This is a genomic window from Nocardioides massiliensis, assembly GCF_030811215.1.
Lineage (GTDB): Bacteria > Actinomycetota > Actinomycetes > Propionibacteriales > Nocardioidaceae > Nocardioides_A > Nocardioides_A massiliensis.
Genome location: NZ_JAUSQM010000001.1, coordinates 2914434 through 2936596, shown reverse-complemented (window position 1 = coordinate 2936596; position 22163 = coordinate 2914434). Strand labels below are relative to the sequence as shown.

Sequence of the window (22163 nt, the reverse complement as noted above, 5' to 3'; positions counted from 1 at the left end):
CCCTGCAATGAGCACCCTGGAGATCAAGGACCTGCACGTCTCCGTGGAGACCGAGGACGGTCCCAAGGAGATCCTCAAGGGCGTCACGCTGACCATCAACGGCGGCGAGACCCACGCGATCATGGGCCCCAACGGGTCCGGCAAGTCCACGCTGGCCTACTCGATCGCGGGCCACCCGAAATACACGGTCACCTCCGGCACGGTCACCCTCGACGGTGACGACGTGCTGGAGATGAGCGTCGACGAGCGCGCCCGCGCCGGTCTCTTCCTCGCGATGCAGTACCCCGTCGAGGTGCCCGGCGTCTCGGTGTCGAACTTCCTGCGCACCGCCAAGACCGCCATCGATGGCGAGGCCCCCAAGCTGCGCACCTGGGTCAAGGACGTCAACGAGACGATGAGCCGGGTCCAGATGGACCCCGCGTTCGCCCAGCGCAACGTCAACGAGGGCTTCTCCGGTGGTGAGAAGAAGCGTCACGAGATCGTCCAGCTCGAGCTGCTGAACCCCAAGGTCGCCGTCCTCGACGAGACCGACTCCGGCCTCGACATCGACGCGCTGCGGATCGTCTCCGAGGGCGTGAACCGCTTCCGTGAGCAGGAGGGCAAGGGCGTCCTGCTGATCACGCACTACACGCGGATCCTGCGCTACATCAAGCCCGACCAGGTCCACGTCTTCGTCGACGGCCGGATCGCCGAGCAGGGTGGTCCCGAGCTCGCCGACGAGCTCGAGGCGAACGGCTACGAGAAGTACACCGCTGCGTCGGTCTGAGCGGCACTGGGCGGCGTGGTCGTCGCTCGGCGGCCCGCTTCGCCCGACGGCCGCCTTCGCTCCTCCGCCTGGCCCAGCACCACTCAGCACGACGCAGGAAGGACACGCGATGGAGGGACTCCTCCCCGAGCTGGAGATGATCCGGCAGGACTTCCCGATCCTCGAGCGCACGCTCGCGGGCGGGCACCCGCTGGTCTACCTCGACAGCGCGAACACCTCGCAGAAGCCGCAGGTGGTCATCGACGCGATGGTCGACCACCTCGAGCACCACAACGCCAACGTGGCCCGGGCGATGCATCAGCTCGGCGTCGAGGCGTCGGAGGCGTTCGAGGGCGGCCGGGACAGGGTCGCGGCGTTCCTCAACGCGCCCTCGCGCGACGAGGTCATCTTCACCAAGAACGCCTCCGAGGCGCTCAACCTCGTCGCGCGCAGCCTGGGTGACGCGCGGGGGATCGACACCGGTGCGGCGCAATGGGACCGGCTCGGTGAGGGCGACGAGATCGTCATCACCGAGATGGAGCACCACTCCAACATCGTGCCGTGGCAGATGCTGGCCGAGCGCACCGGCGCGAAGCTGCGCTGGTTCGGGCTCACCGACGACGGCCTGCTCGACCTGAGCGACATCGACTCGCTGATCACCGAGCGCACCCGCGTGGTGTCGTTGACATGGGTGTCCAACATGCTCGGCACGATCAACCCGGTCGCCGACATCGCGCGGCGGGCCCACGAGGTCGGGGCGATCGTGGTCGTCGACGCCTCGCAGGCCGCGCCGCAGATGCCGGTCGACGTGGTCGCCTCCGGCGCCGACCTGCTGGTCTTCACCAGCCACAAGGTCGTCGGTCCGACCGGCATCGGCGTGCTGTGGGGCCGGCGCGCGATCCTCGAGCAGCTGCCGCCGTTCCTTGGTGGCGGCGAGATGATCGCGACGGTCGCGATGGAGCGCTCGACGTACGCCGCCATCCCGCACAAGTTCGAGGCGGGCACCCCGCCGATCGCCGAGGCGGTCGGGCTCGGCGTCGCGGTCGACTACCTCCAGAGTGTCGGGTTGGACGCCATCCGCCGCCACGAGGAGACCATCACGGCCTACGCCCTCGAGGGTCTGGCGACGCTGCCCGGGATCACGATCCTCGGGCCGCGCACGGCGCGCGAGCGCGGTGGCGCGATCTCCTTCGAGGTCGAGGGCATCCACCCGCACGACATCGCCCAGGTGCTCGACTCCCGGGGCATTGCCGTGCGCGCGGGCCACCACTGCGCCAAGCCCGCACACGCGCGCTTCGGCGTGCAGAGCTCGGCGCGGATGTCGTCGTACCTCTACACGACACCGGCCGAGATCGACGCGTTCATCGAGGGCCTGGCCCACACGCAGCGCTACTTCGGCACGGTCCCGACGGTGGCGGGAGCGGGCGCATGAGCTCGTTCGCCCCCGGTCAGGACCTGGATGCGCTCTACCAGGAGATCATCCTCGACCACTACAAGAACCCGCTCAACGCGGGGCTGCGCGACCCGCACGAGGCGGAGGTGCACCACGTCAACCCCAGCTGCGGGGACGAGGTGACCCTGCGCGTCCACCTGGAGGGTGAGGGGGAGGACGCGGTCGTCGCCGACGTCTCCTACGCCGCCGAGGGGTGCTCGATCAGCCAGGCGTCGACATCGGTGCTGACCGAGCTGCTCATCGGCAAGCCGGTGCGCGAGGCCGCGGTGATCCACGCCGACTTCCTCGCGCTCATGCAGGGCCGCGGCCAGGTCGAGCCCGACGAGGACGTCCTCGGCGATGGCATCGCCTTCGCCGGCGTCGCGAAGTTCCCCGCGCGCGTGAAGTGCGCACTGCTCGCCTGGATGGCCTGGAAGGACGCCACCAACCAGGCTGGAGGTGGCGCCGCGCTCGCGGCCGCCGCCAGTGACCCGACTGCACAGGAGGACCCGTCATGAGCGACCACTCAGACCTGCCCGAGGTGGACCTCGGCGGCGGCACGACCACGCTGACGAAGGACGAGGTCACCGAGGCGATGAAGGACGTCGTCGACCCCGAGCTCGGCATCAACGTCGTCGACCTCGGTCTCGTCTACGACGTGCACCTCGACCCCGAGCACAACGTCGTCCTCGACATGACGCTGACGTCCGCGGCCTGCCCGCTGACCGACGTGATCGAGGACCAGACCCACAGTGCCCTGGAGGGCATGGTCAACGACGTCACGATCAACTGGGTCTGGATGCCACCGTGGGGCCCGGACAAGATCACCGACGACGGCCGCGAGCAGCTGCGCGCCCTCGGCTTCAACGTCTGAGCGTGCGGCACCTGGTGGTGCCACCGGAGCGCTGGGATCGCTGGTACGCCGGCTTCGACGCACGCCACCACCCGGTGGAGGTGCACGTCGCGGCCGGCGTCCTGCATCTCACGGGTGCCGACGGTGCGTACGCCGAGGTGCGGGCGCCGTACGGCCGGGCCATCGAGGAACTTGGTGCACTGCCGGGCCTGCTCGCGCCGCCCGACGACTGGGGCGTCCTCCTCGCCCGGAAGGCCGGGCACGCAGTGGCGCGCCTGCACGGCACGACGCCCGTGGCGACCAAGGTGTCGCGCCGCCACGTCCAGGGGCGCAGCAAGGCGGGCGGGCAGAGCCAGCAGCGCTTCGCGCGTCGGCGCGACAACCAGGCGAAGGCGTCGTACGCCGCTGCCGCCGATCGCGCGGCGCTGCTCCTGCTCGACCCGGCGCCCGTGCCACTGCTGCTGGTCGGTGGTGACCGAGCCGCGCTCGCCGCGGTGCTCGACGACCACGACCTGCGGGCGCTGCCGGATCCCGTCCCCGACGTCGCGCTCACCTTCCCCATACCGTCGCAGGATGCGCTGCTCGCCGCGATCCGGGAGGCGCAGGGTGTGCGCGTCGCGATCCACGATCCGGAGCGCGACCAGTAGGTTCGCATGCCATGTGGCGCCCCGACCCTGCGTGGCAGCAGCTCGCGCCACCGCGCAGCAGCACCGCCGGGGTCTTCCTCGTGCCGGGCGAGCGGCCGTGGGTCGTCAAGAGGCTCGTCCGCCCGGGCGAGGACGATGCAGCGGCCCACGACCCGGCGCATTGGACCTACTGGCGCCGCGAGGTCGAGGTGGCGCGCGAGGAGGCGTTCCGGGAGACCCCCGGCCTCTGCGCGCCGCCGGTGGAGGTCCATGAGGACGACGCCGGCGCGACTCTGGTCTCGCCGTGGGTCCCCGACGACGAGCTGAGCGGCGAGGAGCGTGCCTGGGCGCTGGGCCGTTTCGCGGCCTGCGCCGTGCCGGCTGCTGCGTGGTGGAGCCGGCCGAGCCTGCCCGACCGGTTGCGGTCCCTCGAGCACGGTGGCGGCTGGCACGGGCTCGAGACCACCCCGCTCGCCGGGGTCGCGGAGGTGCTGTGGCGTCGCCGCGACGAGCTGGGGGAGACCTTCGTCTCCCTGCCGCTGGTCCTCAGCCACGGGGACGCGATCGGGGCGAACCTGCGCGCGCGTGTGCCCGGCGGGGTCCGCGCGATCGACTGGTCGGCCGTCGGGCTGCAGCCCCTCGGTGCCGACCTCGGGATCGTGCTGCTGTCGGTGCGTGACCCGCTGGGGCCGTTGCTCACGGCGTACCGGGCCGGGTTGGATCCTTCGACCAGCTCAGGACGGCGCGGCGGAGCGGCGTACGCCGAACGCGACGTGGTGCACGGCGCGGCGATCATGGCGGCCTACACCCTGCTGACCCGGCTCGCCCACGCCCTCGGCGGACCCGACGAGGACGCGGCGATCCACGAGGCGCTGCGCTTCGCCGACATGCTCGAGGCGGTCGTCGAGTTCTGAGCGTCTCAGTCGTCGACGCCGCGCGCCGCCAACGCCTCACCGACCCGGTCGGCGTGCCGCAGCGAGCGGACGATGAGGGGAACGGCGAACGCACGCGGACTCGCACCCAGCCCCCGCGCGCGCTGGGCGTCGCGGACCTCCAGCGCCAGGCCGATCACGACCGGGATGGCGCGCAACCCGAGGGCGAGCAGCAGGCCGAGTCGTTCGGGATCGACACCGACCCGGCGCAGCGGCCCTGCCACGCGGACGACGACGTCGACCAGTGCCGACGTCGGCGTGGTCATCGTCAGCGCCGTCGCGAGGAGCACGAGAGCGAGCAGCATCCCGACGACGACGTACGCACGCTCCGGGCTGGACACGAGGGCGTGGAAGCCCGCCAGCACCACGACGAACACCAGCAAGGGCCGGAGTTGGCGCACCAGCGCCCGGCCCGGCACCCGCGCGACGAGCGGGACCAGCACCGCCACGGCGAGGTACGCCGTCACCCCCAGCACCGACGCTGCGAACACCGATCCGACACCCGCCGCGCACAGCGCCAGCAGCTTCGCGCCCGCCGGCAGCCGGTGCACGACCGAGGTGCCGGGGTGGTAGAGCCCGAAGGTCGCTGCGCTCACGTGCCGTCCCGCGCCATCAGCTCGCGGTAGGCCGCGATCGCCTCACCCGGCGCGCCGTCGAAGGTGATCCGTCCGTCGTCGAAGACGAGCACCCGGTCGAAGTCGGCGAGCAGGTCGAGGTGATGCGTCAGCAGCACGACCGGCATCGGCAACTCGGCCACCACGCGTGCGACGCGCTGGGCGTTGCGCAGGTCGAGCAACGTGGTCGGCTCGTCCATGACCAACAGGTCCGGCTCGGTGAGGAGGACGGACGCCAGCGCGAGCAGCTGCTTCTGGCCACCGGAGAGCAGGTGGGCCGGATGGTCGGCGTGACCCGCGAGCCCGTACGCCGCCAACGCCGCCCCGACCCGCGACGCGACCTCCTGCTTGCTCCAGCCCCGCCGCCGGAGCCCGAAGGCGACGTCCTCCTGCACCGTGGGCATCACGATCTGCGCGTCCGGGTCGGTGAAGCAGAAGCCCACACGTCGGCGTACGGCCCGACCGTCCTTGCGGGTGTCGTGACCGTCGACCCGGACGCTGCCGGTCGTGGGGAGCACCAACCCGTTGAGCATCCGCGCGAAGGTGGACTTGCCGGAGCCGTTGGCTCCGATGATCCCGATGCGGCGCTCGCCGAGCCGCACGGACACCTCGCGCAGCACGGTGCGGGCCAGCGGGCCGTCGCCGTAGGTGTGGCTGACGCCGTCGACCTCAATCAGCATCGCTCCACCACCATCGCGACCCCCTGACCGCCGCCGACGGCGATCGCGGCGAGACCGGTCCGGCCGCGCTCCTCACGCACGAGCTGGCTGAACAGCCGCACCAGCAGCACCGCACCGCTGGCGCCCCACGGGTGGCCGAGGGCGAGCGCCCCGCCCTGCGGGCACACGCGCTCCTCACCCAACCCGAGCGCATCGCAGCACGCCAACACCTGTCCGGCGAAGGCCTCGTTGAGCTCGACGACGTCGACCTGGTCGAGGGTCAGTCCGGCCCGGCGGAGCGCGGCGTCGGCCGCCGGCACGATCCCGATCCCCGGGCGCCGCGGGTCCACCCCGGCACTCGCATGAGCCACCACCCGCAACCCCGGTACGCCGACCTGTGCGTGCAGCGCCCCAGGCAGCAGCGCGACCGCGGCGGCACCGTCGTTGACGCCGCAGGAGTTGCCGGCCGTCACCGTGCCCTCGGGGCGGAACGCCGGGCGCAACCGGCCGAGCCGCTCGGCACTCATCCCGGCCCGCACCCGCTCGTCGTGCTCGATGCCACCGACCGGGACGACCTCCGCGGCGAAGCCACCGGTCTGCCGATGCTGCCAGGCGCGCTCGTGCGAGCGTGCGGCATAGGCGTCCTGTCGAGCGCGATCGATGCCGGCCTCCTCGGCCAGCAGGTCCGCGGCCACCCCCATGTCGGGGTCGTCCTCGGCCGCCGGCGCGAACGGTGCGCGCTCGTAGCGACGGGGTTCACCCCCGTCGACCGGCGGCCAGGAGCGCCAGGGCGCCGTCGAGGCGGACTCCGTGCCGCCGGCGAGCACGATGCCAGCGCCCGCCTGCACCTGGGCGGCTGCGACCGTGACCGCTGCGAGCCCACTGCCGCACTGCCGGTCGACGGTCAGCCCCGGGACGGCGTGGCCCAGCCCGGCCGCCAGCGCAGCGACGCGCGCGACGTCGCCGCCGGGGCCCATGCAGTTGCCGAGCACGACGTCGTCGGCGGGCATCGGGTCGCCGAGCGTCGTGGTGAGCTCGTCGGCGAGCGCTCGCAGCACCGGTGCCGCCAACGAGGCGGCGTCGACCGACGCCAGGGCGCGTCCCGCCGTCCCGATCGGGGTGCGCAGGGCACCGACGATGACCGGGCGGTCGTCGGTCATGGCAGCTCCTGCGGGTCGGCGGCGAGGGCGCGGGCGAGCGCCTCGCGGTCGATCTTCCCGTGGCGGGTCAGCGGCAGCGTCTCCCGGTGCACCCACCGGCGCGGCCGGTGGCTCGACGGAAGCCGGTCCCGGGCGGCGCGGCGGGCCGCGGCGATGCCGACGGATCCCGGGAGCACCGCCGCCAGGACGGCACCCAGCCGTGGGTGGGGGATACCGACGACCACCACCCCCAGGTCGGCGAGCGCGGCCTCGACCGCCGACACGACGACGGTCGCGCCGGCCGTCGTGACGGTGCCTGGCCGGCCGTGCACGATGACGCGGGTACCCACCACGTGTCCGCGATCGCCGACGCCGGCCCAGCCGTCGGCGTCCGCGACGCCCTCGGCGACGTACGGCGAGCGCACGAACAGCTCGCCGTCCCGGGCGACGGCCTCGACGCCGGGGAAGACGCTCAGCTGCTCGGCGTGTGGGCCCCAGGCGACGAACGACAGCTCCGCTGCTCCGTAGTAGTGGTGCACGACGAGACCCGCTGCCCGCGCTCGTGCCGCCAGGGCCGGCGCCAGGCGGTCGCCGGCGACGACCGCGACCGTGCCGGGGCGCGCGGCATCGGCGTCCAGCACCGCGTGCAGCTGCGCGGGCGTCAGCACGACATGGGTCGCGTCCTCCGGGTCGTGGGTGTGCCGCGCCCCGGCCCACCGCGCCTGCGCGACGGCGAACAGGTTCATCGTCGCGGTCATCGGACCCGGCACCCCGACGACGGTGTCCGGGCCGATGCCGGCGAGCTCGGCGTAGGTGGGGAAGGAGTCGACCCACGACGCCGCGGTCCGGACGACGACGCGGGGTGCGCCCGTCGTCCCTCCGGTCCGCAGCAGCAGCCGGTCTCCGTCGCGGTAGGCGGCGAGCACCGCCGCGACCGGGTCGGACCCGGCGAGGACGTCGACCGGGTCAGACACCGGCGTCGGCGTGGAGCGGGGGACGACGCGCCGGCCCCAGGCCCGGGTAGGCGGCGTAGACGCCACGGGCGACCAGGGCCGCGACGACGGCCTTGAGGATGTCACCGGGGACGAAGGCGAGGGCAGCGACGGCCGCGGTGTCGAGCGGGAGGTCCGCACGCCAGGCGGTGCCGGGCACGCCGAGCAGGTAGAGCAGGACCGCTCCGCCGACCACGTTGGCGCAGATCCCCACCCACAGCACGTAGCGACCGCCGGGGCGCACGGCGAAGCGGTGCGTGAGCAGGCCGACCACGAACGCCCCGGCCACGAAGCCGACGAGGTAGCCGATGCTCGGGCCGGCGAAGACCCCCAGCCCGCCGCGCCCGCCGGAGAGCAGCGGCAGCCCCAGCGCCACCAGCCCGAGGAAGAGCGCCATGGACGCCGCACCCAAGCGCGGGCCGAGCAGGGCACCGGCGAGCATCGCGCCCATCGACTGGGCGGTGATGGGGACCGAACCGCCGAACGGCGCGATAGCTGGGACGAGTCCCAGGGCGGCCATGAGACCGGCCATCGTCGCCACCAGGGCGAGATCGCGAGCGGGACGGGCGGGGGGGAAGCGGGTCATGACAACTCCGGGACACGAGACCTGAACACCGTCCAGGTGAACGGTGTTCAGGTAGGGTACGGCAGGTGACGGAGCAGCGGACCGCCCGGTCGGGATCTAGCAGGGGTGACGTCCGCCACGGGCGGGCCGACGTGGTGCGGCACGCGCTGCGCGTGCTGGACTCCTACGGCCTGGAGTCGCTGACGATGCGGCGCCTCGCCGCCGAGCTGGCGGTCCAGCCGAGCGCGCTCTACCACCACTTCCCGCACAAGCAGGCCCTGCTCGCCGCGGTGGCCGAGGCGATCCTCGCCGACCGCGAGCCGCCGGCATCCGGAGGTTGGGACGACGAGGTCCGCGCGATCTGCGCGGACCTCCGGGCGGCGCTGCTGACCTATCGCGACGGCGCCGAGGTCGTCGCGACCACCTGGTCGTTCGGGCTCGGTGCCCGCGGTCCGTACGACGCGCTGGTCGCGCGGCTCGCCCGCAGCCACCGCGACGCCGCGCTGGTCGACGCTGCGGCGCGCACCCTGCTGCACTTCGTCTTCGGCCACGTCGTGGCGGAGCAGACCCACGTGCAGGCGGCGGCGGCCGGGGCCGTCGACACCGACGCCGAGACCCTTCTGCGCGGCACCGGTGCGGCGTACGACCTCGGGGTCACCCTGATCATCGACGGACTGCACGCCCGTGCTGACAGCGGCTCGGCCATCCGGCGGTAGACTCGTCCCACGTGATCACCGCTCATCAGCTCCAGGTGCGTGCTGGTGCGCGACTCCTGATGGAGGACGTGTCGTTCCGGGTCGCCGCGGGCGACAAGGTCGGGCTTGTCGGGCGCAACGGCGCCGGCAAGACGACCATGACCAAGGTGTTGGCCGGCGAGGCACTGCCCGCCGCCGGCAGGGTCGACGTGGTGGGGGAGGTCGGCTATTTGCCGCAGGACCCCCGCTCGGGGGATCCCGACCAGATCGCCCGCGACCGGATCCTGTCGGCGCGCGGTCTGGACGACGTCGTACGCCGCCTGCGTGAGTCCGAGGTCGAGATGGGCAGCGACGACCCCGCGGTCGCCGAGCGCGCGATGCGCCGCTACTCCCGCGCGGACGCGGAGATGCATGCCGGCGGGGGGTACGCCGCGGAGTCCGAGGCCGCGACGATCGCGTCCTCGCTCGGCATCGCGCACCGGATCCTCGACCAGCCCCTCCGCACGCTCTCGGGTGGGCAGCGGCGGCGCGTCGAGCTGGCACGCATCCTCTTCTCGGGCGCCGAGACGCTCATCCTCGACGAGCCCACCAACCACCTCGACGCCGACTCCATCACCTGGCTGCGCGGGTTCCTCAAGGCCCACAAGGGTGGGCTGATCGTGATCAGCCACGACACCGACCTGCTCGCCGACACCGTCACCAAGGTGCTGCACCTCGACGCCAACCGGCAGACCATCGATGTCTACAACATGGGCTGGCACGCCTACCTCAAGCAGCGCGAGACCGACGAGAAGCGGCGTCGCCGGGAGCGGATGAACGCCGAAAACAAGGCGAAGACGCTCACCGACCAGGCCAACAAGATGCGTGCCAAGGCCACGAAGGCCCAGGCCGCGCAGTCGATGCTCAAGCGCGCCGAGCGCCTCATGGAGGGCGTCGAGGGCGAGCGCAAGGCCGACAAGGTCGCGCGCATCGCCTTCCCGGCGCCGGCTCCCTGCGGCAAGACCCCGCTCACCGCAGAGGACCTCTCCAAGGCCTACGGGTCGTTGGAGGTCTTCACCGGCGTCGACCTCGCCATCGACAAGGGTTCACGCGTCGTCATCCTCGGGCTCAACGGTGCGGGCAAGACGACGATGCTGCGGATCCTCGCCGGCGTCGACGAGCCCGACACCGGCAAGGTCATCGCCGGCCACGGCCTCAAGGTCGGCTACTACGCCCAGGAGCACGAGACCCTCGACACCAGCCGCACCGTGCTGGAGAACATGCAGAGCGCCGCTCCCCAGCTCACCGACACCGAGGCACGCAGCGTGCTCGGGTCGTTCCTCTTCAGCGGCGACGACGCCCACAAGCCCGCCGGTGTGCTCTCCGGTGGGGAGAAGACCCGGCTCGCGCTGGCCAGCCTCGTCGTCTCGAGCGCCAACGTGCTCCTGCTCGACGAGCCCACCAACAACCTCGACCCCGCAAGCCGGGAGGAGGTGCTGGCGGCGATCCGCAGCTACGCCGGCGCGATCATCCTCGTGACCCACGACGAGGGCGCCGTCCGTGCCCTCGAGCCCGACCGGGTGCTGATCCTCCCGGACGGGGTCGAGGACCTGTGGAACGAGGAGTACGCCGAGCTGGTCAGCCTGGCCTGACGGCGCCGAGGTCAGGCGTCCGCACGCGCGGCGTGCTTGCCGGTCTCGTGGACCCGTCGCGGCCACCAGAAGGTCTCGCCGAGCAGGCGGGCGACCGCCGGCACCAGGATCGTCCGCACGATCAGGGTGTCGAGCAGGACACCGATGCAGATGATCGTGCCGACCTGGGCCAGCACGACCAACGGGAGCACGCCGAGCACCGCGAAGACCGCGGCCAGCAGGATGCCGGCGCTGGTGATCACGCCACCGGTCGCGGCGAGCGCCCGCAGGATCCCCTCGCGGGTGCCGAAACCGGCGGCCTCCTCCCGCGCTCGGGTGACGAGGAAGATGCTGTAGTCGACCCCCAGTGCGACCAGGAACAGGAACGACAGGAGTGGCACGCTCGAGTCGAGGGCAGTGAAGCCCAGGGGACCGGTGAAGACCCACCAGCCGACGCCCATCGCCGCGGCATACGACAGCACCACGGCGAGCGCGAGGACGACCGGCGCGACCAGTGACCGCAGCAGGATGATCAGGGCGACGAAGACCAGACCGAGGATCAGCGGCATGACGACGAGCCGATCGCGACCGGTGGCGTCCCGCTCGTCGATCGCCTCGGCCTCGGCGCCCCCGACGTGGGTGTCCTCGAAGTCGGCGAGCGCCTCGCGGAGGTCGACGACGGCCTGCTCGGCCTCCGGGCTCGACGGCTCGGCGGACAGCACCACGTCGAGCTGGGTGATGCCCTCTGCCTGCGCGGAGGGGCGGACCGAGCCCACCCCCTCGACCTGTTCTGCGGCCGCAACCACGTCGCGGGCGTCGGCGCGCGTGACGATGCTCGACGGGTCGGACGTGCCGGCGGGGAACGAGTCCGCGAGCCGCTCCGCGGCGGTGATCGCCTCGGGCTCGTCGAGGAACTGCTCGGACCGATCGAGGCCGGTGCTGATGCTCAGCGTGCCGCTGGCAAGCGCGCCCAGGACCACGATGGTGCCGAGGAGCGCGACGGAGGGACGACGGGCGACGGTGTCGCCGATGCGCCGCCACGCCCCACGACCGTCGGCGAGGGCGGGCTGGCCCTCGCGGGGCACGCGCGGCCAGAAGACCCAGCGTCCGGTGCACGAGAGCACGGCCGGCAGCACGACCAGGATGGCGAAGGCGGCGATGATGATCCCGACCGCACACGCGATGCCGAGCCCGCGGGTGGCGGGGATGAGTGAGAGCACGAGGGCGAGCACGCCGAGGACGACCGTGGTGGCGCTGGCGAGGACAGGTTCGAGCGTACGGCGCAGCGCAGACGCCATCGCTTCGCGGACATGCTCGTGGCTGCCGAGCTCGTCACGGAAGCGGGAGATGAGCAGCAGCGCGTAGTTGGTGCCGGCACCGAAGACCAGCACCGACAAGATGCCGATGGTCGACTCGTCCCACGCGACGGTGAGACCGAGGTCCTCGAGCCCCTTCAGCACGTGGGTCGCAGCGATCGCCGCCGTGCGGTCGGCGACGCCGACCACCAGCAGGGGGAAGAACCACAGGATCGGACTGCGGTAGGTGACCACGAGCAGCACCGTCACCACCGAGGCGGTCACGAGCAGCAGCCGGAGGTTGGCGCCGTCGAAGACCCCGGCGAGGTCGGCCTGGATCGCAGCCGGTCCGGTCACCCGGACCTCGACGCCGTCCGGTGCGCCGTCGCGCAACGTCTCGCGCATCTCGGCGATCCGGTCGGCGTTGTCGTTGTTGTCGACGAACTCGACCGGCACGATCGCGATCGCGGCGGTGCCGTCCTCGGCGGGCACGACGGGGACCTCATCGCCGCCGTCCGCGAGCTCCTGGGCCTGCTCGGTCAGGACCGGGAGCTGGTCGCGACCCAGCTCGCCGTCCTCGACGGTCCACAAGATGATGGCGGCACTCGCGTCGTCGGGGAGCTGGTCGCGCAGCGCCGCGGCGGCGGTGCTGTCGTAGCCGGTGGGCAGCGAGTCGGTGGGAAGCCGTTCACGCTCGGCCTCACCCACCAGACCGAGGACGACGCCCGCCATGAGGAGGGGCAGCAGTGCGACGACCCACGCGGTGGATCGGCCCGTGACGACCCGGGCGAAGGGACCGGGGCGGGCGGGTGCAGACGGCATGGCGGGGGACCTTCCGAAGAGCCGAGACGACGACGTAGATTGCTAACCAACTTAACTATCCAGCGACGGGACGGGTGAAACCAGGTGGAGCCGCACGGTCCGGCCGACCACGGGACAGATGACGAGACCGACGACGTCCGGACCCGGGCCCGGTCGATGGTGCGCTCGCCGGCACTGCAGGCGGTGCGGGTGCTGGTGCGGGCTGAGGCGGAGCTGAGCCGGACCATCGCGCGGCGGGCCGGGCTCAGCCCGTCGGAGATCACCGCGCTGGAGGCGCTGTCGCGCGGACCGCTGGGTCCCGCGGAGATGGCCCGCCTGCTCAACGTGACCACCGCGGCGGCGACGGGGATCGTCGATCGGATGACCTCGCACGGGCACGCCGAGCGCCGCCCGCACCCCAGCGACGGCCGGCGTACGGAGGTGCACCTCACGGAGTCGGGGCGCGCGGAGCTGCTGGCCCACCTGATCCCGGTCTTCGGGCGGCTCGCGGCCCACGATGCGGCTTTCACCGACGACGAGCGCGCGGTCGTGACCCGCTACCTCGAGGGCGCGGCGGCGGTGATGCGGGCCGAGGCGCTGCGCGAGGACGGACCGGAACCGGTGTCGTAGCCACCACCTACGATTCCCGCCATGACCCTCGACGTCGATCCCGACCTGCTTCGCCGCGGCCACGTCCGCGTCGCGCTCGAGCCCACACCGGCCGGCGCCGACACCCGCGCCACCGTCACGCTGGCCCGCCCCGAGCAGCGCAACGCGCAGACCCCGTCGATGTGGGCCGCGCTCGCTGCCGTCGGCCGGGCGTTGCCGGCCAGCGTCCGGGTAGTCGTCCTGCAGGGCGACGGCGCCGCTTTCTCTGCGGGGCTCGACCGCGGGATGCTGTCGCCCGACGGGATCCCGGGCGAGCAGTCGGTGCTCGACCTGCTCCAGCACTCCGACGCCGACATCGTCGACACCATCGGGGTCTACCAGGAGGGCTTCACCTGGCTGCGGGACCCGCGGTTCGTCTCGATCGCCGCGGTCCGCGGCTATGCCATCGGTGCCGGCTTCCAGCTCGCACTCGCCTGTGACCTGCGCGTGATCGCCGAGGACACCCGGTTCTGCATGAAGGAGCCTGCGCTGGGGCTCGTGCCGGACCTCACGGGAACAAAACCGCTGGTGGAGCTGGTTGGGTACGCGAGAGCGTTGGAGATCTGTGCGACCGCCCGCTACGTGGAGGCGCCGGAGGCCCTCGCGATCGGACTGGCCGCCCGGGTGGTCCCGGGTGACGAGCTCGACGCCGCGGTCGCCCAGCTCACCGAGGCCCTCACCGCCACGTCGGTCGGCGCGGTCCGCGGCACCAAGGCGCTCCTGCAGGGAGCTGCCGGCCGCGACCTCGCCGCCCAGTCGCTGGCAGAACGCACCGAGCAGGTCGCCCGGATGCGCGAGCTCGCCGAGCTGCTCGGCTGACGAGGACGCCCGCGAGGGTGGAAGGAGGACGCCGATGTCCGTCAGTGGCATGGGTCCCGCGTTCCGCCACATGCGCACCGACCGCAGCGTCGCGGATGCGCGGGTCGCGCCCGGCACGGTGCGCCGTGTGCTCGGCTACGCACGGCACCAGCGCAGCCTGATCGCCACCTTCGTCGCGATCATCGTGCTCGACGCGTCGCTGGTCGTGGTGACGCCGTTGCTCATCAAGCGCATCGTCGACGACGGCATCGTGCCCGGTGACGGTGACCTGGTGACGACGCTGGCGCTCGCGATCGCCGGGGTGGCCCTGGTGAGCGCCGTGGTCGCCGTGCTGGTCGGGTGGTTCTCCTCCCGCATCGGCGAGAACCTCATCTACCGCCTGCGGGTCGAGCTCTTCGCGCACGTGCAGCGGATGTCGCTGGCCTTCTTCACCCGCACCCAGACCGGTGCGCTGGTCTCGCGGCTCAACAACGACGTCGTCGGGGCGCAACGCGCCTTCACCTCCACGCTGTCCGGCACCGTCGCCAACAGCATCAGCGTGGTCGTCGTCGGCATCACGATGCTCGCGTTGAGCTGGCAGGTCACCCTGCTCTGCCTGCTCCTCTTCCCGATCCTGCTCACAGCGTCGCGCTGGGTGGGCACCAAGCTCTCCGCGCTGACTCGGGAGCAGATGGACGGCAACGCCGACCTCGGCAACACCATGACCGAGCGGTTCAACGTCGGTGGTGCGCTGCTGCTGAAGCTGTTCGGTCGCCGCGACGAGGAGGACGCACTCTTCTCGGGCAAGGCTGCGCGCGTGCGCGACCTCGGCGTGCGGATCTCGCTGATCACCCGCATCTTCACCGCCACTCTCATGCTCGTCCCGGCGCTCGCCACCGCGCTGGTGTACGGCGTCGGTGGCCACCTCGTCATCGACGACACGCTCACGCTCGGCACCCTGCTCGCCCTGGCGACCTTGCTGCTCCGGCTCCTGGGTCCGCTGCAGGGCCTGGCCAACGTCCGCATCGACGTGATGACGGCGCTTGTCAGCTTCGACCGCATCTTCGAGGTGCTGGACCTGCCGTCACAGGTGCAGGAGAAGCCTGGCGCGACCGCCCTCCCGCGGTCCGCCTCCCGCCTGGAGTTCGACGGGGTCGGCTTCGCCTACCCCCGGGCCGAGGACATCTCGCTGGCGAGCCTCGAGGTCGTCACCCGCACGACCTCCGGCCCCAGCGCACGCGTCCTCGACGACATCAGCTTCGTCGCGGAGCCGGGCCAGATGGTCGCGCTCGTCGGGCCGTCCGGAGCGGGCAAGACGACGATCACCCACCTCGTGGCACGGCTCTACGACGTCGACGCCGGGGCGGTGCGCGTGGGTGGCCAGGACGTCCGCGACGTGACCTTGGAGTCGCTGGAGGAGGTGGTCGGCTACGTCACCCAGGACGCCCACATGTTCCACGACACCATCCGCGGCAACCTCGGCTACGCGCGTCCGGGCGCCACCGACGCCGAGATGCTCGCTGCCCTGGAGCAGGCCCACGTCGGCGATCTTGTCCGCCGCCTCCCCGAGGGGCTCGACACCGTCGTGGGCGACCGTGGCTACCGGCTGTCGGGTGGCGAGCGCCAGCGACTGGCGATCGCCAGGCTGCTGCTGAAGGCACCGCCGATCGTGGTCCTCGACGAGGCCACGGCCCACCTCGACTCCGAGTCCGAGCGCGCCGTCCAGCAGGCGCTCGACACGGCACTGGCCGGCCGCACGAGCCTCGTCATCGCCCACCGGCTGTCGACGGTCCGGCACGCTGACCAGATCCTCGTGGTCGAGGCCGGCCGCATCCGCGAGCGCGGCACCCACGCCGAGCTGATGGCGCGTGAGGGCCTCTACGCCGACCTCGCGCGCACCCAGCTCATCGATGACCTGAGGGACGACCTGACCGATCGCGTCCACTGAGGCGATGCGAGGATGGGCTCATGGAGCTCGGACTCGAAGGACGTTCCTATGTCGTGACCGGCGGCAGCCGCGGTCTGGGGCTGGCGACGGCGCGGGTCCTGGTCTCCGAGGGCGCGCGGGTGGTGCTGAGCAGCCGCAGCGCCGAGCGCCTCGACGAGGCGGCCCGGTCGCTGGCGGAGGTCTACGGCGCGGCCGACCAGGTCGCCACCGTCGCGATCGACAACGCCGATCCCGAGGCGCCCGCGCGGCTGCGTACGGTGGCGATGGAGCAGTTCGGACGTCTCGACGGTGCGCTGGTCTCGGTCGGTGGACCGCCCGCAGGTGCCCTGCTCGACATCACCGACGAGCAGTGGAGCGACGCCTTCTCCTCCGTGTTCCTGGGTGGCCTGCGGATCGCGCGTGACCTCGGTGCCGGGCTCGACGACGGGGGAGCGCTCGCGGTCGTGCTGTCGTCGTCGGTGCGTCAGCCGATCACCGGACTCGCCGTGTCCAACGGACTGCGACCCGGACTGGCGATGGCCACCAAGACCCTGGCCGACGAGCTCGGCCCCCGCGGCGTACGCGTGAACGGTCTGCTGCCGGGGCGCATCGACACCGAGCGGGTGCGCGAGCTCGACGAGATCGGCGGCGACCCCGACGCGGCCCGGGCTGCGATCGAGCAGCAGATCCCCCTGCGTCGCTACGGTCAGCCCGACGAGTTCGGCCGGGTGGCGGCCTTCGTGCTCTCGCCGGCGGCGTCGTTCGTGTCCGGCGCGATGCTCCCGGTCGACGGCGGGATGCTGCGCGCCCTCTGAGCGCCGGTGTTCTGCCCGCGCTTCTGGGAGCGCTGGCCGCGGCGGGGGTCCTCACCCCGGCGCCGGGCGCGGATCTCGTCGAAGGCGAGGTAGCCGAAGCCGAAGATGGCCATCGCTGCGAAGAACCACCACTGCAGGCCGTAGAAGAAGTGCGGCCCCTCACCGAGGTCGGGCCCAGGGGCGAGCTCGAGCGGGTCGGCTGCCGCGGGTGACTCCTCCACCAGGTCGGCGAACCCGCCGTAGACCGGATAGTCGAGCGTCGGGGCGATCTCCTCGCTGGATATGGCTCGGGCCGACGCGTCCTCGACCTCCGCCGAGCGGCCGGTCGCATCGACCCGGACCCACGCGCGGACAGTGACCTCGCCCGCCGGTGGCTGGGGGAGGATGGAGCGATCCTCGATGGGGCGGCTGTCGGTCTCCAGCCACCCCCGGTCGACCAGGAGGGCGGGACCCTCGGTCGTGACCAGCGGCGTCACGAGGTCGACGCCTGCGGCGCCGTTGCGGGTGCGGTAGCGGATGACGATCGTGTCGTCGGCCGCGTACGTGCCTCGCGCTTCGACGACGCGCCACTCGTCCTCAGGGTCGACGGGCTGCCCGGGCGCGAGCACCTCACCGACCGGCACGGGGTCGGCGGCGAGGTTGATGCGGGTGATCTCGTTGCGCGACTCGCGTTGCGTCTGGCGGTCGAACTGCCACTGACCCAGCAGATAGGCGACCCAGACCGCGAGGGCGACGACGAGAGCGAACACCACCCAGCGCCGGCTCAACAGGACTCGCACGACTCGAGCCTACGACCGGCTGGACCCGGCTCCTATCCTGGGTGGCATGCCTTCCGTCACGCCAGTCACAGCGGCCCCAGCCTCGAGCACCGGCCTGGCCGACCGACATGGGCGGGTGGCGACCGACCTGCGGGTCTCGTTGACCGATCGGTGCAACCTGCGGTGCTCCTACTGCATGCCGGCCGAGGGCCTCGACTGGATGCCCACCGACGAGGTCCTCACCGATGAGGAGGTCGTGCGGCTGGTCCGGATCGGCGTCGAGCAGCTCGGCATCACCGAGGTGCGTTTCACCGGTGGTGAGCCGCTGCTGCGCCGCGGCCTGCCCGACATCGTCGCGCAGGTCACCGCGCTGGACCCGCGTCCCGAGGTCTCCCTGACCACCAACGCCCTCGGACTCGCCCGCACCGCCACGGCGCTGGCCGCAGCCGGGCTCGACCGGGTCAACGTCAGCCTCGACTCCGTCCGGCCGGAGACGTTCGCGACGATCACCCGTCGCGACCGCCTTCACGACGTGCTCGCCGGGATGGCCGCGGCCCAGGCTGCCGGCATCACCCCGGTGAAGGTCAATGCGGTGCTGTTACGCGGCGTGAACGATGCCGAGGCGGCCGAGCTGCTGGCGTTCTGCCTCGAGCACGACTACCAGCTGCGCTTCATCGAGCAGATGCCGCTCGACGCCCAGCACGACTGGCACCGCGGCGAGATGGTGACGGCCGAGGAGATCTTCGCCCTCCTCGAGCGCGAGGTCGTGCTGACCCCGGCTGACGAGTCGCGCGGCAGTGCGCCCGCGGAGCGCTTCCTGGTCGACGGGGGTCCGGCGACCGTCGGTGTCATCGCGTCCGTCACCCGGCCGTTCTGCGGTTCCTGCGACCGGGTCCGGCTGACGGCCGACGGCCAGGTCCGCAACTGCCTGTTCGCCCGCGAGGAGTCCGACCTGCGCGCGGCGCTCCGCGGAGGCGCCGACGACGAGACCATCGCCGAGCGGTGGCGCGCGGCGATGATGACCAAGCTCCCCGGGCACGGGATCAACGACCCGAGCTTCCTGCAGCCCAGCCGGCCGATGTCCGCGATCGGCGGCTGAGCGCCGATCACCTGGCGCTTCAGACGGCGAGGCCCTCGGTCTGGTCGGGGTCGAACGGCACCGTCTCGCGCAGGAACCCGCGCGCGGTCAGGAAGTCGCCGAGGCTCGCGCGGTGGTCGTCGCACGCCAACCACACCTTGCGGCGCTCGGGGGTGTGCAGCTTCGGGTTGTTCCACCGGTGCGCCCAGGTCGCCGGCTGCTGGCAGCCCTTGGCCGAGCACAGGGGGTCGAGTTCGTCGCTCATCCCGGCCAGCCTAGGCCTTGCTGACAGGACCCGGAGACAGGCGATGCCGGACGGCCACGGGGGAAGCTGTCCGGCATCGCGGAACCCAGACGGGGGAGGCTGGATTCATTGTTGATTCTTGCACGACCGACGGACGAATCCAACGGCCACCCGCGGTCTGGTGGCGACCCGGCGCGTCAGTGCGTGGGGCCGGGCGGGAGCTGTGTCCCGGGGGTCGCGGGGCCCGGGTTCCGGGGCTTCCCGGGGGCGAGCGAGGAGCGGGTGTTGGCGAGCACCACGGCGACGTACGGCAAGAAGACCGCGCCCGCGATGAGCACCCAGCGCAGGATGCCCGGACCGACCGCGACCGCCCCCACGAAGCACAAGGTGCGCAGCGTCATCGAGATGGCGTAGCGCTTCTGCCGGCCGGCGAGCTCCTGTGCGCGCGTCATCGGCGCCGAGGTGATCTCCACGGCTGCGGGCTGGTGGCTCCGCGACGACGGACGGGGGAAGGGCACTGCTCCAGCGTACGTCGGTGGTGGCAGACTGCCAGCGAGCCGGAATCCCGGCCGATCCGACCCGTGGAGGACAGCCATGACCAACCGCACCTACCGCGTCACCGAGATCGTCGGCACCTCGCCCGACGGGATCGACGCTGCCATCCGCAACGGCATCTCGCGCACCGCCCAGACGCTGCGCCACATCGACTGGTTCGAGGTCACCCAGGTCCGCGGCCAGATCAAGGACGGCGAGGTGGAGCACTTCCAGGTGGGACTCAAGGTCGGCTTCCGGCTCGAGGACGACTGAACCCCGAACGACACCCACTCACGCGCGCCGATTCGGGGTACCCAGCGGTAATCACTAGCGTCGGCGTACGTGACATCGACGCCTGCTCCCGAACCCCGCTCGGTGCTCGTCACCGGCGGCAACCGCGGCATCGGCCGCGCCATCGCCGAGGCCTTCCTCGCCCAGGGTGACCGTGTCGCGGTGACCTCCCGCTCCGGCGAGGCACCCGAGGGCGCCCTGGCCGTCGCCTGTGACGTGACCGACCAGGCGCAGGTCGACGCCGCCTTCGCGACGATCGAGGAGGCGCACGGGCCCGTCGAGGTGCTCGTCGCGAACGCGGGCATCACCCGCGACACCCTCGTACTGCGGATGAGCGACGACGACTGGGCGTCGGTGCTCGACACCAACCTGACCGGGTCGTTCCGGGTCGCGCGGCGCGCGTCCAAGAGCATGCTGCGGCTGCGCCGGGGACGGCTGATCTTCGTCTCCTCGGTCGTGGGGCTGCTCGGCTCCGCCGGCCAGGTCAACTACGCCGCGAGCAAGTCCGGGCTGGTCGGGATGGCCCGCTCGCTCGCCCGCGAGCTCGGCAGCCGGTCGATCACCGCCAACGTGGTCGCACCCGGCTTCGTCGAGACCGACATGACCGCCGAGCTGCCGGAGGAGAAGCGCGCCGAGTACCGCGCCGCCATCCCGCTGCAGCGCTACGCCAGCACCGAGGAGGTCGCCGCCGCGGTGACGTGGCTGGCGTCGCCGGGTGCGGCGTACGTGACCGGGGCCGTGATCCCGGTCGACGGCGGCCTCGGCATGGGCCACTGACGGACCGCATCGGTCGAGGAGAGGGAGACATGGGCATTCTCGAGGGCAAGCGCATCCTGGTCGCCGGCGTCACGATGGACACCTCCATCGGGTTCGAGGTCGCGAAGGTCGCACAGGAGCAGGGCGCACAAGTCGTGGTGTCGAACTTCGGCCGCGCGCTGGGCATCACCCGGCGCATCGTGAACCGGCTGCCCGAGCCGGTGCCGGTGCTGGAGCTGGACGTGAGCGACGAGGCTCACCTCGAAGCGCTGCCCGCGGCGCTCGGGGAGCACTTCGACGGACTCGACGGGGTGGTGCACTCGATCGCCTACGGCAATCCTGAGACGCTGCTGGGCGGCAAGTTCCTCGAGGGTCCGTGGCCCGACGTCGCGCAGGCCGTGCAGGTCTCTGCCTACAGCCTGATGTCGCTCACCCGGGCCTGCCTGCCGATGTTGAGCGAGGACGCGTCCGTGGTCGGACTGACCTTCGACGCCACGGTGGCCTGGCCGGCGTACGACTGGATGGGCGTGGCGAAGGCCGGCCTGGAGTCCTGCTCGCGCTACCTGGCGCGCGACCTCGGCCCGCGCGGCGTCCGGGTCAACCTCGTCTCGGCCGGCCCCCTGAAGACCCTCGCCGCCAAGGCGATCCCGGGGTTCGAGGAGCTGGAGTCCACGTGGGCCGACCGGGCGCCGCTCGGCTGGGACCACGGCGACCGCAACCCGACGGCCCGCGCCGTCGTCGCGCTGCTGTCGGACTTCTTCCCGGCGACGACCGGTGAGATCGTCCATGTCGACGGTGGCTTCCACGCCATGGGCACCTGACACGTGGGATCCTGATGGCATGACCGCACCGGCGCAGCGCACGCTCGTCGTCGTCCGGCACGCGACGGCCGAGCCGTACGCCGCCAGCGACCACGAGCGCGCTCTCACCGCGCGCGGCCATGCCCAGGCCCGCGCACTCGGCGCGTGGCTCGCGGCCGAGGGTCTTGCCCCCGACGTGGCGATCGTGTCGACCGCCGTGCGCACCCAGCAGACCTGGGCCGGTGTCGTGGCCGGCGGCGGCTTCACCGTCGAACCGATCGTCGACGGCGCGATCTATGCCGGCGACACCGACTCCGTCCTCGAAGCGGTGCACGTGGCGGACGCCGAGGCGCGCACGGTCCTGGTGCTCGGGCACAACCCGACCGTGGCGACCCTCGCGCTCGAGCTCGACGACGGAGGCGGCGACCCCGGCCTGCTCGTGGAGGTCAGCGGTGGGTTCCCGCCGGCGAGCGCCGCGGTCCTCACGACCACGCGGGACTGGGCGGACCTCGCCACCGGCGGCGCGACGCTGTCTGCGCTCTCCATCCGGCACTGA

General features: G+C 72.3%; 26 protein-coding genes. 17 read left to right on the top strand and 9 right to left on the bottom strand.

Annotated elements, in window-relative coordinates:
* The first annotated feature begins 7 nt into the window (after positions 1–7).
* The 6 genes from sufC to J2S59_RS14610 all read left to right on the top strand — a co-directional run bounded on the left by sufC (position 8) and on the right by J2S59_RS14610 (position 4570).
* Positions 8–766, top strand: coding sequence for a Fe-S cluster assembly ATPase SufC (gene sufC / locus J2S59_RS14635; protein ID WP_068121448.1), 759 nt, complete (start codon positions 8–10; stop codon positions 764–766).
* A 109-nt stretch (positions 767–875) separates the two neighbouring features.
* Positions 876–2177: a cysteine desulfurase gene (locus J2S59_RS14630; protein ID WP_306825246.1), complete on the top strand. Its 1302-nt coding sequence runs from the start codon at positions 876–878 to the stop codon at positions 2175–2177.
* On the top strand, positions 2174–2695 hold the full coding sequence (gene sufU, locus J2S59_RS14625; RefSeq protein ID WP_068123629.1) for a Fe-S cluster assembly sulfur transfer protein SufU: 522 nt from the start codon (positions 2174–2176) through the stop codon (positions 2693–2695). The genes J2S59_RS14630 and sufU overlap by 4 nt, the downstream gene beginning before the upstream one ends.
* Positions 2692–3051, top strand: coding sequence for a metal-sulfur cluster assembly factor (locus tag J2S59_RS14620; protein WP_068123627.1), 360 nt, complete (start codon positions 2692–2694; stop codon positions 3049–3051). The genes sufU and J2S59_RS14620 overlap by 4 nt, the downstream gene beginning before the upstream one ends.
* A 2-nt stretch (positions 3052–3053) precedes the next feature.
* Positions 3054–3677: an acVLRF1 family peptidyl-tRNA hydrolase gene (locus J2S59_RS14615; RefSeq protein WP_068123622.1), complete on the top strand. Its 624-nt coding sequence runs from the start codon at positions 3054–3056 to the stop codon at positions 3675–3677.
* Between the two features lie 11 nt (positions 3678–3688).
* Positions 3689–4570 (top strand): phosphotransferase, encoded by an 882-nt coding sequence (locus J2S59_RS14610; RefSeq protein WP_068123621.1) that lies wholly within the window; start codon positions 3689–3691, stop codon positions 4568–4570.
* 5 nt (positions 4571–4575) lie between these two features.
* On the opposite strand, the gene J2S59_RS14605 is transcribed toward J2S59_RS14610, so the two are convergent.
* The 5 genes from J2S59_RS14605 to J2S59_RS14585 are packed head-to-tail and all read right to left on the bottom strand — an operon-like array spanning position 4576 to position 8578.
* On the bottom strand, positions 4576–5184 hold the full coding sequence (locus J2S59_RS14605) for an energy-coupling factor transporter transmembrane component T family protein (RefSeq protein ID WP_306825245.1): 609 nt from the start codon (positions 5182–5184) through the stop codon (positions 4576–4578).
* Positions 5181–5882, bottom strand: a complete 702-nt coding sequence (locus tag J2S59_RS14600; protein ID WP_068124351.1) for an energy-coupling factor ABC transporter ATP-binding protein — start codon at positions 5880–5882, stop codon at positions 5181–5183. Before J2S59_RS14600 ends, J2S59_RS14605 begins: the two co-directional genes overlap by 4 nt.
* Complete coding sequence (locus J2S59_RS14595) at positions 5876–7021, bottom strand: thiolase family protein (RefSeq protein WP_068124353.1); 1146 nt, start codon at positions 7019–7021, stop codon at positions 5876–5878. The genes J2S59_RS14600 and J2S59_RS14595 overlap by 7 nt, the downstream gene beginning before the upstream one ends.
* A complete protein-coding gene (locus tag J2S59_RS14590) occupies positions 7018–7974 on the bottom strand; it encodes an acyl-CoA synthetase family protein (RefSeq protein ID WP_068124354.1) in 957 nt (318 codons plus the stop codon). Before J2S59_RS14590 ends, J2S59_RS14595 begins: the two co-directional genes overlap by 4 nt.
* On the bottom strand, positions 7967–8578 hold the full coding sequence (locus J2S59_RS14585) for a biotin transporter BioY (protein WP_068124356.1): 612 nt from the start codon (positions 8576–8578) through the stop codon (positions 7967–7969). The genes J2S59_RS14590 and J2S59_RS14585 overlap by 8 nt, the downstream gene beginning before the upstream one ends.
* A gap of 65 nt (positions 8579–8643) precedes the next feature.
* Here J2S59_RS14585 and J2S59_RS14580 point away from each other — a divergent pair, with 65 nt between their 5' ends.
* On the top strand, positions 8644–9273 hold the full coding sequence (locus J2S59_RS14580) for a TetR family transcriptional regulator (RefSeq protein ID WP_068124358.1): 630 nt from the start codon (positions 8644–8646) through the stop codon (positions 9271–9273).
* Between the two features lie 59 nt (positions 9274–9332).
* Complete coding sequence (locus J2S59_RS14575; RefSeq protein WP_281366795.1) at positions 9333–10883, top strand: ABC-F family ATP-binding cassette domain-containing protein; 1551 nt, start codon at positions 9333–9335, stop codon at positions 10881–10883.
* 11 nt (positions 10884–10894) lie between these two features.
* Here J2S59_RS14575 and J2S59_RS14570 read toward each other — a convergent pair whose 3' ends face one another.
* The gene (locus tag J2S59_RS14570; RefSeq protein WP_306825244.1) at positions 10895–12979 is read right to left on the bottom strand and encodes an MMPL family transporter; all 2085 of its coding nucleotides are present in this window, start codon (positions 12977–12979) and stop codon (positions 10895–10897) included.
* A gap of 84 nt (positions 12980–13063) precedes the next feature.
* On the opposite strand from J2S59_RS14570, the gene J2S59_RS14565 reads away from it, so the two are divergent.
* The 4 genes from J2S59_RS14565 to J2S59_RS14550 are packed head-to-tail and all read left to right on the top strand — an operon-like array spanning position 13064 to position 17146.
* Positions 13064–13588: a MarR family winged helix-turn-helix transcriptional regulator gene (locus J2S59_RS14565; RefSeq protein WP_220138512.1), complete on the top strand. Its 525-nt coding sequence runs from the start codon at positions 13064–13066 to the stop codon at positions 13586–13588.
* Between the two features lie 21 nt (positions 13589–13609).
* On the top strand, positions 13610–14425 hold the full coding sequence (locus tag J2S59_RS14560) for an enoyl-CoA hydratase/isomerase family protein (protein ID WP_068121742.1): 816 nt from the start codon (positions 13610–13612) through the stop codon (positions 14423–14425).
* 34 nt (positions 14426–14459) lie between these two features.
* Positions 14460–16352, top strand: coding sequence for an ABC transporter ATP-binding protein (locus J2S59_RS14555; RefSeq protein ID WP_306825243.1), 1893 nt, complete (start codon positions 14460–14462; stop codon positions 16350–16352).
* A gap of 20 nt (positions 16353–16372) precedes the next feature.
* Positions 16373–17146 carry an SDR family oxidoreductase gene (locus J2S59_RS14550; protein WP_068121965.1) on the top strand — a complete coding sequence of 258 codons (774 nt, stop codon included), beginning with the start codon at positions 16373–16375 and terminating at the stop codon, positions 17144–17146.
* Here J2S59_RS14550 and J2S59_RS14545 read toward each other — a convergent pair.
* Positions 17038–17925 (bottom strand): SURF1 family cytochrome oxidase biogenesis protein, encoded by an 888-nt coding sequence (locus tag J2S59_RS14545; RefSeq protein WP_306825242.1) that lies wholly within the window; start codon positions 17923–17925, stop codon positions 17038–17040. The genes J2S59_RS14550 and J2S59_RS14545 overlap by 109 nt on opposite strands.
* Before the next feature lie 46 nt (positions 17926–17971).
* On the opposite strand from J2S59_RS14545, the gene moaA reads away from it, so the two are divergent.
* Positions 17972–19003: a GTP 3',8-cyclase MoaA gene (gene moaA / locus J2S59_RS14540; protein WP_181642415.1), complete on the top strand. Its 1032-nt coding sequence runs from the start codon at positions 17972–17974 to the stop codon at positions 19001–19003.
* Positions 19004–19022: 19 nt separating this feature from the next.
* Here moaA and J2S59_RS14535 read toward each other — a convergent pair whose 3' ends face one another.
* Complete coding sequence (locus J2S59_RS14535) at positions 19023–19247, bottom strand: hypothetical protein (RefSeq protein WP_068123173.1); 225 nt, start codon at positions 19245–19247, stop codon at positions 19023–19025.
* A 176-nt stretch (positions 19248–19423) separates the two neighbouring features.
* Positions 19424–19744 (bottom strand): DUF3099 domain-containing protein, encoded by a 321-nt coding sequence (locus J2S59_RS14530; protein ID WP_246360513.1) that lies wholly within the window; start codon positions 19742–19744, stop codon positions 19424–19426.
* A 76-nt stretch (positions 19745–19820) separates the two neighbouring features.
* Between J2S59_RS14530 and J2S59_RS14525 the strand changes: the two genes are divergently transcribed.
* The 4 genes from J2S59_RS14525 to J2S59_RS14510 all read left to right on the top strand — a co-directional run bounded on the left by J2S59_RS14525 (position 19821) and on the right by J2S59_RS14510 (position 22163).
* Complete coding sequence (locus tag J2S59_RS14525) at positions 19821–20033, top strand: dodecin (protein ID WP_068123178.1); 213 nt, start codon at positions 19821–19823, stop codon at positions 20031–20033.
* A gap of 69 nt (positions 20034–20102) precedes the next feature.
* Positions 20103–20828, top strand: a complete 726-nt coding sequence (fabG, locus tag J2S59_RS14520) for a 3-oxoacyl-ACP reductase FabG (RefSeq protein WP_068123182.1) — start codon at positions 20103–20105, stop codon at positions 20826–20828.
* 29 nt (positions 20829–20857) lie between these two features.
* Entirely contained in the window at positions 20858–21628 is a 771-nt protein-coding gene (fabI, locus tag J2S59_RS14515; RefSeq protein WP_068123190.1) for an enoyl-ACP reductase FabI, read from the top strand.
* 19 nt (positions 21629–21647) lie between these two features.
* On the top strand, positions 21648–22163 hold the full coding sequence (locus J2S59_RS14510; protein ID WP_068123191.1) for a SixA phosphatase family protein: 516 nt from the start codon (positions 21648–21650) through the stop codon (positions 22161–22163).